This is a genomic window from Bradyrhizobium sp. (assembly GCF_035273305.1).
In the GTDB taxonomy this organism is placed as follows: Bacteria; Pseudomonadota; Alphaproteobacteria; order Rhizobiales; family Xanthobacteraceae; genus Bradyrhizobium.
Window position 1 is genome coordinate 20,560 of the sequence record NZ_DATEPI010000068.1, and the last position, 15,041, is coordinate 35,600.

Below are 15,041 nucleotides of genomic sequence, written 5' to 3' on the forward strand. Positions count from 1 at the left end.
TCCCGCGCCGACGATCGATCAGGAGGACTTCAATTGTGCGCCCGGTGTCGAGCGTGAAATCTTGAGTTCCTCCTCATTCATGTCGGCGGAAATGTCGGCAAATAACGGCGTGCTCAGATAGCGCTCAGCGGTGTCTGGGAGCATGCACAAAATGTTCGCTCCCTTTGCAGCTTCCGCTGCGATCTTGAGCGCGCCCGCAAACGTCGCGCCGGCGGTAATACCAACGAAAATGCCCTCGCGGGCAGCGAGGTCCTTGCTGCAGCGCATAGCTTCGGGACCAGTAATCGGCAGGATGCGATGGATGACCTTCATTGCTACTGCATCGTCGGTCAGCTTCGGAATGAAATCCGGCGTCCAGCCTTGCATCGGATGCGGCTTGAACGATGGATGCGCCGCCGCCGGAGTGTCGTCGGAGTTTCGTGACTGCGGAACGCCGCTGGCCAGCAGTTGAGCATCTTCCGGCTCGCACACGATGATCTTTGTTTCGGGGCTTTCTTTGGCGAGCACTCGCCCGACGCCCTTTAACGTTCCGCCCGTTCCATAGCCCGTGACCCAATAGTCCAATTTTTGTCCGGCAAAATCATCGAGTATCTCACGCGCGGTCGTGCGTGAATGAACATCGGGATTGGCTTCGTTCTCGAACTGCCGCGTCATGAACCAGCCGTGCGCCTTGGCCAATTCGATAGTCTTGTTGATCATGCCCACCGCGCGCTCGGCGGCCGGGGTTACAACGACTTTCGCGCCAAGAAAGCGCATGAGCTTGCGCCGCTCAACGCTAAACGGCTCTGCCATGGTAACCACAAGTGGATGTCCCTTGGCTGCGCAAACCATCGCAAGACCAATTCCGGTATTTCCGCTCGTTGCTTCGATCACTGTCTGGCCGGGCTTGAGTTCTCCCGACTTTTCTGCCGCCTCGATCACACCAAGCGCCAATCGATCCTTCACCGAACCAAGAGGGTTGAAGGCTTCGATTTTGACAAAGAGGTTTACTCCAGCTGGCGCGAGGCGATTGATGCGCACCACAGGCGTGTTGCCAACGGTCTCGACGATGTTTTGGAAAATCCGTCCCATGCCACCCTCCAATGCTTCTTTTTCTACGAGACACGTAGCCCGTCGGTTTTGAAAAATTATCCCGATTACCAGTGCTCGGCAAGCGAGCCGCAAATTGCAATGACCAAGCTCCCATGCTGCGCGCCGCGTCGTTTCGAACCATCCCAAACGCGATGGATTTATTGCGCCGAGGAGCCTTCTCGGACATTGTATCGAGTAGATTGAGCGGCCAAATTAGTATTGGCTAGGTTTCACCGACCGATAGGGGCTTTCTTTGCTCAACCAGCGGGTGGAACGAAGATTGGCGGCTGTGCTGGCGGCAGATGTCGCCGGGTATAGCCGACTGATGGGTCGCGATGAGGAGCGCACGCTTGCGCAACTGAAGACGCTGCGAAGGGGGCTGATTGATCCGGCCGTCGCCGCCCACCGCGGTCGCATTGTCAAAACCAGCGGCGATGGCATGCTGGTCGAGTTCGCCAGCGCGGTGGACGCCATTCGCTGCGCAGTGGAGCTTCAGCAAGCAGTGGCCAAGGAAAATGCCGGCGTCCCGCCAGAACTCCGGATCGAATTTCGGATCGGTATTCACGTCGGCGATATCATCATCGATGACGACGATATCTTCGGAGATGGCGTCAACATCGCCGCGCGCCTGGAGGGTATCGCCGCACCGGGTGGCATCTGCATCTCGGATGACGCGCAGAGGCAAATTCGCGGCAAACTGGATGTGGTATTTGATGACATGGGGCCGCAGGAGCTCAAGAACATCGCCGAGCCGATGCGATCATGGTGCCTGCGGTTTGGAGACCAGGGTAGTGCTTCCCCGTCACCTTCGTCATTGCCATCCCGAGTTCATCAGTTAGCCCTTCCCGACAAACCATCTATCGTCGTGCTTCCGTTCGACAACATGTCGGCGGAGCCGGGGCAGGACTTCCTCGCCGACGGCATCGTCGAGGCGATAACCTCGGCGCTCTCGCGCATCCGCTCTTTCTTCGTCATCGCGCGCACTTCGGCATTCACCTACAAGGGCCGCGCGAGAGATGCGCGTGAGATAGGAAGGGAATTAGGCGTTGCCTACCTGCTGGAAGGGAGCGTGCAGAAATTCGGCAATCGCTTGCGTATCATCGTTCAGCTGATCGAAACGGAAGCGGGTGCGCACGTCTGGAGTTCGCGCTTCGACGGCACGATGGACGAGTTTTTTGAGTTTGAGGATCGCATAACCGAGCAGGTCGCCGGCGCCCTGCAGCCTTCCGTTCGCATCGCCGAGATTGAGCGCTCGCGCCGTAAACGGCCGCAAGATCTCGGCAGCTATGACTATACGATGCGTGCGATGCCTCATGTCTGGGCGCTTGAAAAGGAAGAAAGCGCCAAGGCGATCGAACTTCTTGAGACGGCGCTCACGATCGATCCCAACTACCCGTTGGCCTTGTCGCTTGCCGGTTGGTGTCACGCCCAGCGCTCGGTCTACAATTGGGCTGAAGATATCGCCGAAAGCCAGCGAAAGGCACAGTCGCTTGCCGAACAGGCAGCCCAGATGAGCGGCGATGATCCCATCATCCTGGCGGTGCTTGGAGCCGTACATACGTTTGTACGGAATCATGGCACCGCGCGTATTCTGCTTGAGCGGGCGGTCACGCTCGATCCCAATGCTGCGTGGGCGTGGAGCCGCCTCGGATGGGTGGAAAACTATGCTGATCAACCCAAAAAAGCCATCGAGCACTTCCAACGGGCTCTCCGGCTGAGTCCGATCGACCCGATCAATTTCAACAACTACGTAGGCATCGGATCAGCGCACGAAATCTCGCAAGAGTACGACGAGGCTGCGGCGCTCTATCGGCGAGGCCTGCAAGAACGGCCAAATGCCCGCTGGATATATCGCAATCTTGCGGCTTGTCTTTCGGGCGCCGGGCGAATGGAAGAGGCGCAACAGGCTTATGCCGAGTTGATGCGCAGCTATCCCGATCTCACCATTCCAAAATTCAAGCAGGCGATGGTGTTTTCTCCCAGCGCGCTCGAGCGGATGGCGGAGAACCTTCGGAAGCTCGGCTTGCCTGAGTGATGGCTACTGATGGTCATGCCTGCGCATCCGACGCGCTCGACAGCGCGTAACATTCAGCGCCAACGCCCGGACACGTGTCCCCGTTTACGTTGCCTTTGATTTAAATTTTTCGAGCTCCGCTGCCTTTTTTTGTCCGGCGAGCACCTGGTCGACCTGAACAATCCAGCCATGCATAAACATTGATTCAACGCCGTTGAGCGTCACAGCGCCTTGCTGGTTAAGACCTTGTCAAGAGCAACCGGATATGTCGGACCGCTGTAAGCGGTCAGGTGGAATTGTGCGAACTTATCCGTTGTTCATTGTGTCAGGTTTGGCAGGACTGCTTGCATTCGCAGCGTGCGGCGAACAGCCGAACGCAGAACCGACTGAATTGCAGATGGCACGCCCGTTCAGTGAATTCTACGCGAAAGTTGAAGCCAGACCGCTTTCCGAAATTGAATTTATCACGTTCAAGAAGCATTCGTGCCATCAGACCGGCACACCCGGATATTATTGCAGTTTTACATATTCCATGAAGGCGCCGATCGAGCGCTTTTCCGTTCTCCCATCCGACGGCACTCTCTCTGGCATGTTCTACTCCGACAAGGACGGACGGCTCAGATTTGAGATGGTGATCGGCTAGGACTTCTTTTAGAACGGCAACCCGAATTGATTCGCCAAAGGACGGCTCATGTTTGATGATCGCTTTAAATGGGCCGTGGCATTGGTGCTGTTTGGCATGTTCGTTGATACGGTCAGTTCTCATCCCATGCTGGACGTTAAAAACGAATATCAGCAGCATGAGGGTGTGATCCCGCAGCCTGTGCTGGGTTTCGCCAATGAACGGCAGTGGCTATTTGCTCACCGTAAATATCGCAATCAATGCGTGCTGGATGCCCTGGCGGCAGAAAGCAAGCATTCAAGCAAGAGCGTGGCGTTCCTGGCGGCCCGATTGAATGACAGTATCGCGCTGCCCGATCTGCGCCTCCGGGCCACCGACTGACCCGCTCGGTGATGGAAGCCAAGTGCCCTCGTGGTGCGGCGGGCGCAGGAGTAACTTTCGATGCGCCCGCGCAATCGATGTCAATCGGGCCGCAGCAATCGGGCTAAGCGCCGGCTATAGCTTTTTCGATCGCAGTCAGCGCCGCGTTCGCCCTAGCGCCATCGGGACCGCCAGCCTGCGCCATGTCAGGCCGCCCGCCCCCGCCCTTGCCGCCGAGCGCTTCGGAGGCTACCCGCACCAAATCGACCGCGTTGAACCGCGAGGTCAGATCCTTGGTGACGCCGACAACGACGCCGGCCTTTCCGTCACCAGTGACCCCGACGATCGCGACCACGCCGGAGCCGAGCTGCTTCTTGCCGTCGTCGGCGAGGCTCTTGAGATCTTTCATCTCGATGCCCTCGACCGAGCGCGCGAGCAGCTTGACGTTGCCCACCTCACGGACGCCCGGAGCGCCTGCTGAACCATTCGATACCGACGCGCCGCCGCCGAGCGCGAGCTTCTTGCGCGCTTCCGCCAGATCACGTTCCAAGCGCTTGCGCTCTTCCATCAAAGCGGCGATGCGCGCCGGTACCTCATCAAGCGTGGTGCGCAATTCATTTGCCGCCGTCCGCGCCAGCGCCATGGTCTCGTTGGCGTGCCTGCGAGCATGATTGCCGGTCAGCGCTTCGATGCGGCGAACGCCTGATGCAACCGCGCTTTCGCCGGTCACCGAAATCAGACCGATGTCGCCTGTCCGGCGCACATGGGTGCCCCCGCACAACTCCACCGACCAACCCAGTGCATTGCTGCCGTGTTCGCGTGCTGTCTTGCCCATAGAGACCACGCGGACTTCGTCGCCATATTTCTCGCCGAACAATGCGCGCGCGCCGGCATCCCGGGCATCGTCCACCGCCATCAGGCGCGTGGTGACCTCGTCATTTTCCAGCACCACATCGTTCGCGATATCTTCGACTCGGCTCAATTCGTCCGCCGTGATCGGCTTGGGATGAACGAAGTCGAAGCGCAAGCGGTCGGGCGCCACCAGGGAGCCGCGCTGCGCGATGTGATCGCCAAGCACCTGCCGCAAGGCTTCGTGCAGCAAATGGGTCGCGGAATGGTTGGCGCGGATCGAGAAGCGCCTGGCATGATCGACTTCGAGCAATAGCGGTGTGCCTGGCTTTAGCGTGCCCTGCTCAACCGTGCCAAGATGGACGAACAGATCGCCGGCTTTCTTCTGGGTGTCGGTAACGCGAAACCTCGCGCCGTCGCCGGTCATCACGCCGGTATCGCCGACCTGTCCGCCGGATTCGGCGTAAAAGGGCGTCTGATTGAGCACGATCGCAGCGCTATCGCCGGCCTTGAGGCTTTCAACCTGTTTGCCATCTTTTACCAGCGCCGCCACCACTCCCTCGGCGGTCTCGGTCTCATAGCCCAGAAACTCCGATGCGCCGAGTTTCTCCCGCAGCGGAAACCATACGTTTTCGGTAGCGGTGTCGCCGGAGCCAGCCCACGCCGCGCGCGCCTTTGCCCGCTGTCGGTCCATTGCGTCCGTAAAGGCGGCGACATCGACGCTGATGCCGCGGTTGCGCAGCGCATCCTGGGTGAGGTCGAGCGGGAAACCATAGGTGTCGTACAATGTGAACGCCGTCTCCCCATCGAACATGTCGCCCTTTTTGAGCGATCCGCTTTTTTCATCGAGGATCGAAAGGCCGCGTTCCAGTGTCTTTCGAAACCGGGTCTCTTCCAGCCGCAAGGTTTCTTCGATCAGGGTTTCGGCTCGCACCAGCTCGGGATAGGCCTGGCCCATCTCGCGCACCAGTGCCCATACCAGCCGATGCATCAGCGGATCCCTGGCGCCGAGCAACTGCGCGTGACGCATTGCGCGGCGCATGATCCGGCGCAGGACGTAGCCGCGGCCTTCGTTGGACGGCAGCACGCCGTCTGCAATCAGGAATGAGGACGCGCGCAGATGATCGGCGATCACCCGCAGCGAGGCTTTCTGCTCGCCTTGCGGATCAGCGCCGGTCAATTCGGAAATGGCGCGGATCAGGGCAACGAACAGATCGATGTCGTAGTTGTCGTGCTTGCCTTGCAGCACAGCGGCCAGGCGCTCAAGGCCTGCGCCGGTGTCGATTGAGGGCTTGGGCAGCGGATTGCGAACGCCGCCCTCGAGCTGCTCGAATTGCATAAACACGAGATTCCAGATCTCTATGAAGCGGTCGCCGTCCTGCTCGGCAGAGCCAGGAGGACCACCCCAGATCTTGTCACCGTGGTCGTAGAAGATCTCCGAGCACGGCCCGCACGGACCGGTGTCGCCCATCTGCCAGAAATTGTCCGAACCGGCGATACGGATAATTCGGGACTCCGGCAGGCCTGCAATCTTCTTCCAAAGATTGAACGCCTCGTCGTCGTCGACGTACACCGTCGCCGTCAGCCTGTCCTTTGGCAGCCCGAATTCCCTGGTGACCAGATTCCAGGCGAGCTCGATCGCCCGATCCTTGAAATAGTCGCCGAACGAGAAGTTGCCGAGCATCTCAAAGAACGTGTGATGCCGGGCGGTGTAACCGACATTGTCCAGGTCGTTGTGCTTGCCCCCGGCGCGCACGCATTTCTGCGACGTGGTGGCGCGCTGATAGGGCCGCTTTTCGACGCCGGTGAACACGTTTTTGAACTGCACCATCCCGGCGTTGGTGAACATCAGTGTCGGATCATTGCGCGGAACGAGCGGCGACGACGGCACGATTTCGTGGCCATTGTCGGCAAAGAACTTCAGAAAACTCGACCTGATCTCGTTAACGCCGCTCATGTCAGTCCAATCGCAAGCCCGTCCGGTAACAGCGCCAACTGGCGCCGGTTCTCCCGCGCCCCGCTTTTAGACAAGGGGATTAGCGGTGTCCAGAAAGTGTGTAGTAGATCAGGGGGTTGCCAGCAGCGCCATCGCCACCACTTGAAGTTCCTGCCGCCAAGGTGCGGAGGTATCGAGACCCGTTGATAGCTGCCGGCGGCGCGTTGACGCCTTGGCGCGGCTGTGTTTTCCTCCTATCTGTTTCAAGACTGTCACGTCGGGAGAGATCGGCTCAGAGAGCCGGCGCCGAAGGAGCAACCGCCCCGGAAACTCTCAGGCAAACGGACCGCGTGACTTGCTAGCATCTGGAAAGAGACGCCGACGGGTTTTCACCCGGAAGTGTCCGCCGACGGGATAATACTCTCAGGCACAGCGACAGATGGGGCTTCGATGGTTTCCAGGGATGATCCCTAAGGAAACGCGAGGGCCCGGCGATGCTTGCGTACGACGACCAGTCTTCCTTGCAACCCCCGCTGAAACGCACGCCACTGCACGCGCTGCACGTGGCTGGCGGCGGGAAGATCGTGCCGTTTGCCGGCTACGAGATGCCGGTACAGTTCTCGACCGGCGTGCTCCGGGAGCACCTTCATACCCGCAGCAGCGCCGGCCTATTCGATGTGTCGCATATGGGCCAGATCGCGCTGCGCTCGAAATCCGGCAAGGTGGCGGATGCGGCCCTGGCGCTGGAACGGCTGGTGCCGCAGGACATTCTCGCAGTGGCGCCGGGACGACAACGCTATGCCCAATTCACCAATGAGTCCGGAGGCATTCTCGACGACCTGATGGTGGCCAATTTCGGTAGCCACCTGTTTCTGGTCGTAAACGCCGCCTGCAAAGCTGCTGACGAAGCGCATTTGCGCGCTTCCCTCGAAGACGTTTGCGTCATCGAGCCGCTTTCCGATCGCGCGCTGATCGCGCTGCAGGGTCCGAAAGCTCAATCGGTGCTGGCAGAACTTTGTTCAGAAGTCGCGGCAATGCGGTTCATGGACGCCGGTCCGCGCCGTATCGATGGCATCGATTGTTTCGTTTCGCGCTCGGGCTATACCGGAGAGGACGGCTTCGAGATTTCGGTTCCGGCCGAGCACGCCGAAAGCCTTGCGAAAATTCTGCTCGCAAACACTGACGTGCTGCCGATCGGATTGGGCGCGCGCGATAGCCTGCGCTTGGAAGCCGGGCTTTGCCTCTATGGGCACGATATCGACACCTCCACCACTCCGGTGGAAGCCGCGCTGGAATGGTCCATTCAAAAGAGCCGCCGCCGCGGCGGCGCGCGGGCCGGCGGTTTTCCCGGCGCCGATAGAATCCTGGATCAACTTGAGCGGGGCGCTCCGCGCCGGCGGCTCGGATTGAAGCCGGAGGGACGCGCGCCTGTCCGCGAGGGCACGTCGCTGTTTGCCGATGAAACATCATCCGAGCAGATCGGCGCGGTCACCTCCGGCGGGTTCGGCCCCAGCGTCAATGCGCCGGTTGCGATGGGCTACCTGCCCTCATCGTTCGCAACTCCGGACAGCCCGTTATTTGCCGAATTGCGCGGCCAGCGATTGCCGCTGCGGGTCGCGCCGATGCCTTTCGTTGCCAACACCTACAAACGCTGAAGGACGATCATGACCACGCTGTTCACCACCGACCATGAGTGGCTCCGCATCGAAGGCGATGTCGCCACGATCGGCGTCACGGATTACGCGCAGTCGCAACTGGGCGACGTGGTTTTCGTCGAGCTGCCGAAAGTCGGCCGCAGCTTCAAGAAGGCCGAGGCCGCCGCCGTCGTCGAATCCGTCAAGGCGGCCTCCGATGTCTACGCGCCGATCTCCGGAGAAGTAGTCGAAGTCAATGACGCGCTTTCGTCTGATCCGGCGCTGGTCAATTCCGACGCCGGCGGCAAGGCCTGGTTTTTCAAGATGAAGATTGCCGACAAAAGCGAATTGGCCGGGCTGATGGATGAGGCCGCTTACAAGAAGCACACCGCCTGACGAGGACACGATGACCATGAGCGTACACCGCAAACTCACGGACGAGCCAGCCGCCAGCTTCGTCCGCCGTCACATCGGCCCCTCGCCGCGTGATGTCGCGGCGATGCTCGGGACGGTCGGCGCGGAAACGCTAGGCGAGCTGATGGGGCAGACGCTTCCAGCATCGATCCGCCAGCAGGCGCCGCTCGATCTCGATGCGCCTTTGAGTGAAGCCGAAGCGCTCAAGCACATGCGCGAGCTGGCCTCGCAAAACCAGGTCTTCACCTCGATGATCGGGCAAGGTTATTCGGGCACGATTCTGCCGGCGGTGATCCAGCGCAATATTCTCGAAAATCCGGCGTGGTACACGGCGTACACGCCCTATCAACCGGAGATCAGCCAAGGCCGGCTGGAAGCGTTGTTCAACTTCCAGACCATGGTTTGCGACCTGACCGGACTCGATGTCGCCAACGCTTCCCTGCTCGACGAGGCGACTGCCGCGGCGGAGGCCATGGCTTTGGCGGAGCGTGCCGCTCACGTGAAGACGAAATCGTTTTTCGTCGATGCCGAAGTACACCCGCAGACGCTGGCCGTGCTGCGCACTCGCGCCGAGCCGCTGGGGTGGAATTTGATCGTCGGCAATCCCTTGACCGATCTCGATTGCGCTGACGTTTTCGGAGGCGTGCTGCAATACCCGGGTAGTTCGGGCGCGCTGCGCGATCTGCGCCCGGCAATCGCGGCGCTGCATGCCAAGAGCGCGCTGGCGATCCTCGCCGCCGATCTCCTGGCGGTGACGCTGCTCGCCTCCCCCGGAGAACTGGGTGCTGACATTGCGATCGGCTCGGCGCAGCGCTTCGGCGTGCCGATGGGCTATGGCGGCCCGCATGCGGCCTACATGGCTGTCCGCGAGCCGCTGAAGCGTTCGCTGCCCGGGCGAATTGTGGGCCTGTCGATTGATTCGCGCGGGCAGCCCGCGTATCGGCTGGCGCTGCAGACCCGTGAGCAGCATATCCGCCGCGAAAAGGCGACCTCCAACATCTGCACCGCGCAGGTCCTGCTAGCCGTGATCGCCTCGATGTACGCTGTCTATCATGGACCGGAAGGATTGACCGATATTGCCCGCGCCATCCATCGCCGCACGGGGGTACTGGCCGCGGGTCTGCGTAAGCTCGGATTTGCTCCGATTTCAGAATGGTTTTTCGATTCCGTCACGGTAAACGCGGGCGAACAGCAGAACGAGATCGTCGCCCGCGCGCTCGCCGAGAAGATCAACCTGCGGCTCGGTCACGGTACGCTCGGAATCGCGCTGGACGAGACCACGACATCGGCAGAGGTCGAGGCGGTATGGCGCGCGTTCGGCGGCAAATTGAGTTACGCCGATATCGAAGCAGGCGCCCGCCCCGCGTTGCCGCCTGAGCTCAAACGCACCACCGCGTTCCTCACCCATCCGGTGTTTCATGCCCACCGTTCGGAGACGGAGTTGCTGCGCTACATGCGCAAGCTCTCCGATCGCGATCTCGCGCTCGATCGCGCGATGATACCGCTGGGCTCCTGCACCATGAAGCTCAATGCCACCAGCGAAATGATCCCGCTGACGTGGCCGGAATTCGCCAACCTGCATCCGTTCGCGCCGCCTCAGCAGGCGGAAGGGTATCGCGCGCTATTTAGCCGGCTGGAACGATGGCTCTGCGACATCACCGGATACGACGCGATTTCGCTGCAACCGAACTCCGGTGCGCAGGGCGAATACGCCGGGCTTCTGGCGATCCGCGGGTACCATGCCGCGCGCGGTGAGCCGCATCGCACGGTTTGCCTGATCCCCTCCTCCGCGCACGGCACCAATCCTGCTTCGGCCAGCATGGTCGGGATGGAAGTCGTGGTGGTGGCTTGCGACGATCGTGGCGATGTCGATGTGAATGATCTGCGCGTCAAAGCCGAGCTGCATTCAAAGAAACTCGCCGCCATCATGATCACCTATCCCTCCACGCACGGCGTGTTCGAGGAGCATATCCGCGATATCTGCGAGATCGTGCACGGCCATGGCGGACAGGTTTATCTGGATGGCGCCAACCTCAATGCGCAGGTCGGGTTGTCGCGGCCCGGCGATTACGGCGCCGACGTCAGCCATCTCAATCTGCACAAAACCTTCTGCATCCCGCATGGCGGCGGCGGTCCCGGCATGGGGCCGATCGGCGTCAAGGCACATCTTGCGCCGTTCCTGCCCGGCCACCCCGTGAACGGCGACGCCAAGCCGAGTCCGGTGGGACCGGTCTCGGCAGCGCCATTTGGCTCGGCGTCGATCCTGACGATTTCCTACATCTACATTCTGATGATGGGAGGCGAAGGCCTGACCCGCGCTACGGAAATCGCAATCCTGAATGCCAATTACATCGCAGCGAGACTCGATCCGCATTTCCCGGTGCTGTACCGCAATGCCAAGGGCCGCGTCGCCCACGAATGCATCATCGATCCGCGGCCGCTGAAGGTCTCGAGCGGCGTCACGGTCGACGACATCGCCAAGCGGCTGATCGACTACGGCTTCCACGCGCCGACCATGAGCTTTCCGGTGCCCGGCACGCTGATGATCGAGCCGACCGAATCCGAATCGAAAGCCGAACTGGATCGCTTCTGCGAGGCCATGATCGCGATCCGGCACGAGATCGCCGAGATCGAGAATGGCCGCTGGAAGGTCGAGGCATCGCCACTGCGGCACGCTCCGCATACGGTTCACGACATCGCCGACGACGGCTGGGCGCGCGCCTACTCTCGGGTGGAAGGATGTTTCCCCGCAGGGACGTCCCGCTCCGACAAGTACTGGTCTCCGGTGGGGCGAGTCGACAATGTCTACGGCGACCGCAACCTGATCTGTTCGTGTCCACCGGTGAGCGAATACGCTGAGGCGGCGGAATAGGCTGGCTGACTTAGCCGTGGTGTCCGGGAGGCAACCCAGTTTACGGATCACGCCTGAGGCCTGATCAAGGCGTGGTTCGCCGTATCCCACTGCCAAAGGCAATCATTGGTCAATTTGGTGCCGCCCCACCACCGGCGGATCGGATTGCGCCGGCTGAAGTCTTCGGTGCGCGCCAAGACAGCCCGGCCGAACTCGGTGAGATTCAGTTTGCCGCGCCGGTATCGGTCGAAACGGTCAGGATCGCAGTGCATGTCGTCCGCGAACGGCCCCTCATCGAGGCCGGACATAGCCGGCGCTGGACAATGAGCCAACCCGTCCAGCAGATGTCCAACCTCCCAATAGTCGAATACGCGTCGCTTGTTGGGCTTCCGGTGCCCGGGATAGACGTCGGACGGATTTGCATCGCCTGCCGAGATCAGCTCCAGCATTCGCATTTCGGTCGCGCCGATCCCGGTGCCGAGCATGGGAAGTTCTTCGAGTAATTCCAGCACTGCTCGCCGAAGCAGCGGTAGCAGACTGAGATCCCTGCCAAGCAGATTGAACCAGTCCTGCGGCGTCGGTTGGCGATAAGCCTGCCAAGCCAGGCTGGCGATTTCAAAATGATCATTCAGAATCTTGATAGATGACGGTTGCCAATCCGACATCGTTTCGGGAGGCTGGTTGCCGATGCAAACTTCCGCCTGATGTAAACTCAGTTTCGAAACGATCTCCGCGTCGGAGCGGAAATGATCGAGCAATTGAATAAGCTGCAACTGCGCGTTCGGGCCCGGGTCGATCCACAGTTGGATTCCATCGCATTGCTGGCAAAGTTCCAGCAAGCCACGGCTATTGCCGCGAACTTCCTCTCCGCGGCCGAAATTGTCATTGTTAACTGCATGCTGCGCAAACGAACTCGCAAGCTCGGTAGCAGAGGGCAAGCGTCCCCAGACGAACCTGAAGCCAATCCCAATCACAATATCGGCGAGACTGGCTTGCTTGAGACATCCCGGCGCCGAGTCGCCCGTCGTCAGAATCAGAAGCGTCATGTCGGTCCCGGAATGATCTCCAGCTGACCGCTTGAGCTCCTGCTGCGGCCACGCGCCTGATGATTGCGAAAAAGCAATTCACCGTGAGAACGTTGAATGCAACGGGAGCGTTGCGCTAATAACGCACTCACATCGCCAAACAAACGGGCGCCGGAGACTTCGGCAACTCAACGTCTCCGCGCCCGCTGATGTCAAACTTCAAGTCGCGAGGTTAAAGCCCGAAGAAATCATTCCTCGGCGGGCTCCTCACCATCGGTGTCACGCTCGGGAGCGCCGGCCAGAATCTGCTCGGCAATCAGTCCGGAGTTCTGTCGGATCGCCGCCTCGATTTTCGCGGTCATCTCAGGATTGGCCTTGAGGAAGGCTTTCGAGTTCTCGCGGCCTTGCCCGAGCCGCTGACTGTCATATGAGAACCAGGCGCCGGATTTTTCGACAATGCCGGCCTTCACGCCGAGATCGAGAATTTCGCCCATCTTGGAGACGCCCTCGCCATACATGATGTCGAATTCGACCTGCTTGAACGGCGGCGCCAGCTTGTTCTTGACCACCTTGACTCGAGTCTGGTTGCCGACCACCTCGTCACGCTCCTTGATCGCGCCGATGCGACGGATATCGAGCCGGACCGACGCATAGAATTTCAGTGCGTTGCCGCCGGTGGTGGTTTCGGGCGAGCCGTACATCACGCCGATTTTCATCCGGATCTGGTTGATGAAAATGACCATGGTGTTGGATTTGTTGATCGAGGCCGTGAGCTTTCGCAGCGCCTGACTCATGAGTCGCGCCTGCAAGCCCGGCAGCGAGTCACCCATCTCGCCCTCAAGCTCGGCTTTTGGCACCAAGGCTGCCACCGAATCGACCACCAGCACGTCCACCGCACCGGAGCGCACCAGCGTGTCGCAGATTTCCAGTGCTTGCTCGCCAGTGTCGGGCTGCGAGATCAGGAGTTCGTCGATATTGACGCCGAGCTTTCGGGCGTAGACCGGATCGAGCGCGTGTTCGGCGTCGATAAAAGCACAGATGCCACCCTTCTTCTGAGCCTCTGCGACGGTGTGCAGCGCCAAGGTGGTCTTGCCTGAGGATTCCGGCCCGTAAATTTCCACCACCCGACCCTTCGGTAGGCCGCCGACGCCGAGTGCGATGTCCAGCCCGAGCGAGCCCGATGAGACGGTTTCGACATCCATCGAGCGGTCGTTCTTGCCCAACTTCATCACCGAGCCCTTGCCGAACTGACGCTCGATCTGGGAGAGCGCGGCGGACAGGGCTTTGGTCTTGTCCATGGAGGATCCTTCGACGATACGCAGGGCAGTGGCAGACATAGGTGGTGCTCCTTATGGCGGGGATTCGCTAGCTGGACAAACGGGGGCTGGGTAAACCGCAGGTGATGGATAAGGGGAACAAAGGTTGGAACAAGCGATGGAACAATGTACCCCATTTGTTCTAGGTTCGCAATATGTTCTTAGAAAAAAGTGGGGTACTGGCCTGTTTTAACCCCTAGTGGCCCGCGCTCAGCTCTAGCTGGTCGCCATTGAAGATGTGCAGCATCCCGGCGAAGGACGGATGGTCGGCCTCGACCACGTAGCGAACCGCCCCTGCCCGATTTGTGAAAACAGAGACGATGAAGCCGGGATACTCGTAACCCGCGCGCTTCTTCACGCGGTCGCCAACTTTAAAAGCTGCATTCGTCATTCGATACTCTCCAAGGCCGCCTCAGTTGGCGGCCTCCTCATCACTATCTTGATCGACTAGAATCTTTCTCATCGAGTTCGATCTTCTTTATCAGCCGCTCGATTTCTTTCACGCCAATATTGCCGCTGACGATGAGCCGAAGCGACGTCGGGTGCTATTGCGCCAGTCTTTGGCAGACCAACTAACGGCGCCACCGGCTTGGCTCAATTAACCGCGCTTATATTTCGAGGTGGCGCGACAGTAAAAAACTTCTCTCTCACCAGGTTGCCCGCTCTGGGCTACTATGGGTGCAGGGAGCATTGTGCTCCCGCCTTCCAGCGGCTACGACGCCACTTATCATTCAACAGGCCGCTGCAAGGCAGGACACTGCAACGTCAGGAAACCGATAGTCGCGAAAAAGCATCCGAAGCCAATGTGATCCTGACAGAGACAATCCGAATCCAGAAGAGGCCGCCTGATTGGCGGCCTCTTTCTTTCGGGTGCAAGGATCGAACCGCAGGTCGTCACCAATCGTCGATCGCAAGGTCACGTGTAACGGCTCCGTCACGTTTCATACAT

The 15,041-nt window shown here is 60.2% G+C and carries 12 protein-coding genes and 1 riboswitch; of the genes, 7 read left to right on the plus strand and 5 right to left on the minus strand.

The genetic code is table 11. The annotated features are described in order from the left end of the window. Positions 1 to 18: 18 nt before the first annotated feature. Positions 19 to 1,071 carry a PLP-dependent cysteine synthase family protein gene (locus VJV58_RS04445; protein ID WP_324136131.1) on the minus strand — a complete coding sequence of 351 codons (1,053 nt, stop codon included), beginning with the start codon at positions 1,069 to 1,071 and terminating at the stop codon, positions 19 to 21. Positions 1,072 to 1,360: 289 nt separating this feature from the next. Between VJV58_RS04445 and VJV58_RS04450 the strand changes: the two genes are divergently transcribed. The 3 genes from VJV58_RS04450 (at position 1,361) to VJV58_RS04460 (ending at position 4,088) form a co-directional block, all read left to right on the plus strand. Continuing rightward, a complete protein-coding gene (locus VJV58_RS04450) occupies positions 1,361 to 3,106 on the plus strand; it encodes an adenylate/guanylate cyclase domain-containing protein (RefSeq protein ID WP_324136142.1) in 1,746 nt (581 codons plus the stop codon). Positions 3,107 to 3,482: 376 nt separating this feature from the next. Further along, on the plus strand, positions 3,483 to 3,728 hold the full coding sequence (locus tag VJV58_RS04455; protein ID WP_324136132.1) for a hypothetical protein: 246 nt from the start codon (positions 3,483 to 3,485) through the stop codon (positions 3,726 to 3,728). A 48-nt stretch (positions 3,729 to 3,776) separates the two neighbouring features. Next, positions 3,777 to 4,088: a hypothetical protein gene (locus VJV58_RS04460; RefSeq protein WP_324136133.1), complete on the plus strand. Its 312-nt coding sequence runs from the start codon at positions 3,777 to 3,779 to the stop codon at positions 4,086 to 4,088. A 103-nt stretch (positions 4,089 to 4,191) separates the two neighbouring features. Here the strand turns inward: VJV58_RS04460 and alaS are convergent, their stop codons facing one another. Further along, on the minus strand, positions 4,192 to 6,873 hold the full coding sequence (gene alaS, locus VJV58_RS04465; RefSeq protein ID WP_324136134.1) for an alanine--tRNA ligase: 2,682 nt from the start codon (positions 6,871 to 6,873) through the stop codon (positions 4,192 to 4,194). 246 nt (positions 6,874 to 7,119) lie between these two features. After that, positions 7,120 to 7,211: riboswitch (glycine riboswitch) on the plus strand. Positions 7,212 to 7,346: 135 nt separating this feature from the next. Between alaS and gcvT the strand changes: the two genes are divergently transcribed. From gcvT to gcvP, 3 genes are read left to right on the plus strand one after another with little or no spacing between them, the layout of a single operon-like run. Then, positions 7,347 to 8,507, plus strand: a complete 1,161-nt coding sequence (gene gcvT / locus VJV58_RS04470) for a glycine cleavage system aminomethyltransferase GcvT (RefSeq protein WP_324136135.1) — start codon at positions 7,347 to 7,349, stop codon at positions 8,505 to 8,507. Between the two features lie 9 nt (positions 8,508 to 8,516). Further along, complete coding sequence (gene gcvH, locus VJV58_RS04475) at positions 8,517 to 8,882, plus strand: glycine cleavage system protein GcvH (protein ID WP_324136136.1); 366 nt, start codon at positions 8,517 to 8,519, stop codon at positions 8,880 to 8,882. Positions 8,883 to 8,898: 16 nt separating this feature from the next. Next, the gene (gcvP, locus tag VJV58_RS04480; RefSeq protein ID WP_324136143.1) at positions 8,899 to 11,772 is read left to right on the plus strand and encodes an aminomethyl-transferring glycine dehydrogenase; all 2,874 of its coding nucleotides are present in this window, start codon (positions 8,899 to 8,901) and stop codon (positions 11,770 to 11,772) included. Between the two features lie 47 nt (positions 11,773 to 11,819). Here the strand turns inward: gcvP and VJV58_RS04485 are convergent, their stop codons facing one another. Continuing rightward, positions 11,820 to 12,416 carry a hypothetical protein gene (locus VJV58_RS04485; protein ID WP_324136137.1) on the minus strand — a complete coding sequence of 199 codons (597 nt, stop codon included), beginning with the start codon at positions 12,414 to 12,416 and terminating at the stop codon, positions 11,820 to 11,822. 81 nt (positions 12,417 to 12,497) lie between these two features. On the opposite strand from VJV58_RS04485, the gene VJV58_RS04490 reads away from it, so the two are divergent. Then, positions 12,498 to 12,824, plus strand: coding sequence for a hypothetical protein (locus VJV58_RS04490; protein WP_324136138.1), 327 nt, complete (start codon positions 12,498 to 12,500; stop codon positions 12,822 to 12,824). Between the two features lie 200 nt (positions 12,825 to 13,024). Here the strand turns inward: VJV58_RS04490 and recA are convergent, their stop codons facing one another. Continuing rightward, positions 13,025 to 14,113, minus strand: coding sequence for a recombinase RecA (gene recA / locus VJV58_RS04495; protein WP_324136139.1), 1,089 nt, complete (start codon positions 14,111 to 14,113; stop codon positions 13,025 to 13,027). 175 nt (positions 14,114 to 14,288) lie between these two features. Next, a complete protein-coding gene (locus VJV58_RS04500; protein ID WP_324136140.1) occupies positions 14,289 to 14,483 on the minus strand; it encodes a hypothetical protein in 195 nt (64 codons plus the stop codon). Positions 14,484 to 15,041: the final 558 nt, after the last annotated feature.

Excerpts from the sequence above, each read along its gene's own strand:
- gcvT (WP_324136135.1), top strand. The coding sequence starts at position 7,347 with ATGCTTGCGTACGACGACCAGTCTTCCTTGCAACCCCCGCTGAAACGC.
- gcvP (WP_324136143.1), top strand. The coding sequence starts at position 8,899 with ATGAGCGTACACCGCAAACTCACGGACGAGCCAGCCGCCAGCTTCGTC.
- VJV58_RS04490 (WP_324136138.1), top strand. The coding sequence starts at position 12,498 with ATGATCGAGCAATTGAATAAGCTGCAACTGCGCGTTCGGGCCCGGGTC.
- VJV58_RS04500 (WP_324136140.1), bottom strand. The coding sequence starts at position 14,483 with ATGACGAATGCAGCTTTTAAAGTTGGCGACCGCGTGAAGAAGCGCGCG.
- gcvH (WP_324136136.1), top strand. The coding sequence starts at position 8,517 with ATGACCACGCTGTTCACCACCGACCATGAGTGGCTCCGCATCGAAGGC.
- VJV58_RS04485 (WP_324136137.1), bottom strand. The coding sequence starts at position 12,416 with ATGTCGGATTGGCAACCGTCATCTATCAAGATTCTGAATGATCATTTT.
- recA (WP_324136139.1), bottom strand. The coding sequence starts at position 14,113 with ATGTCTGCCACTGCCCTGCGTATCGTCGAAGGATCCTCCATGGACAAG.
- VJV58_RS04455 (WP_324136132.1), top strand. The coding sequence starts at position 3,483 with ATGGCACGCCCGTTCAGTGAATTCTACGCGAAAGTTGAAGCCAGACCG.
- alaS (WP_324136134.1), bottom strand. The coding sequence starts at position 6,873 with ATGAGCGGCGTTAACGAGATCAGGTCGAGTTTTCTGAAGTTCTTTGCC.
- VJV58_RS04445 (WP_324136131.1), bottom strand. The coding sequence starts at position 1,071 with ATGGGACGGATTTTCCAAAACATCGTCGAGACCGTTGGCAACACGCCT.
- VJV58_RS04460 (WP_324136133.1), top strand. The coding sequence starts at position 3,777 with ATGTTTGATGATCGCTTTAAATGGGCCGTGGCATTGGTGCTGTTTGGC.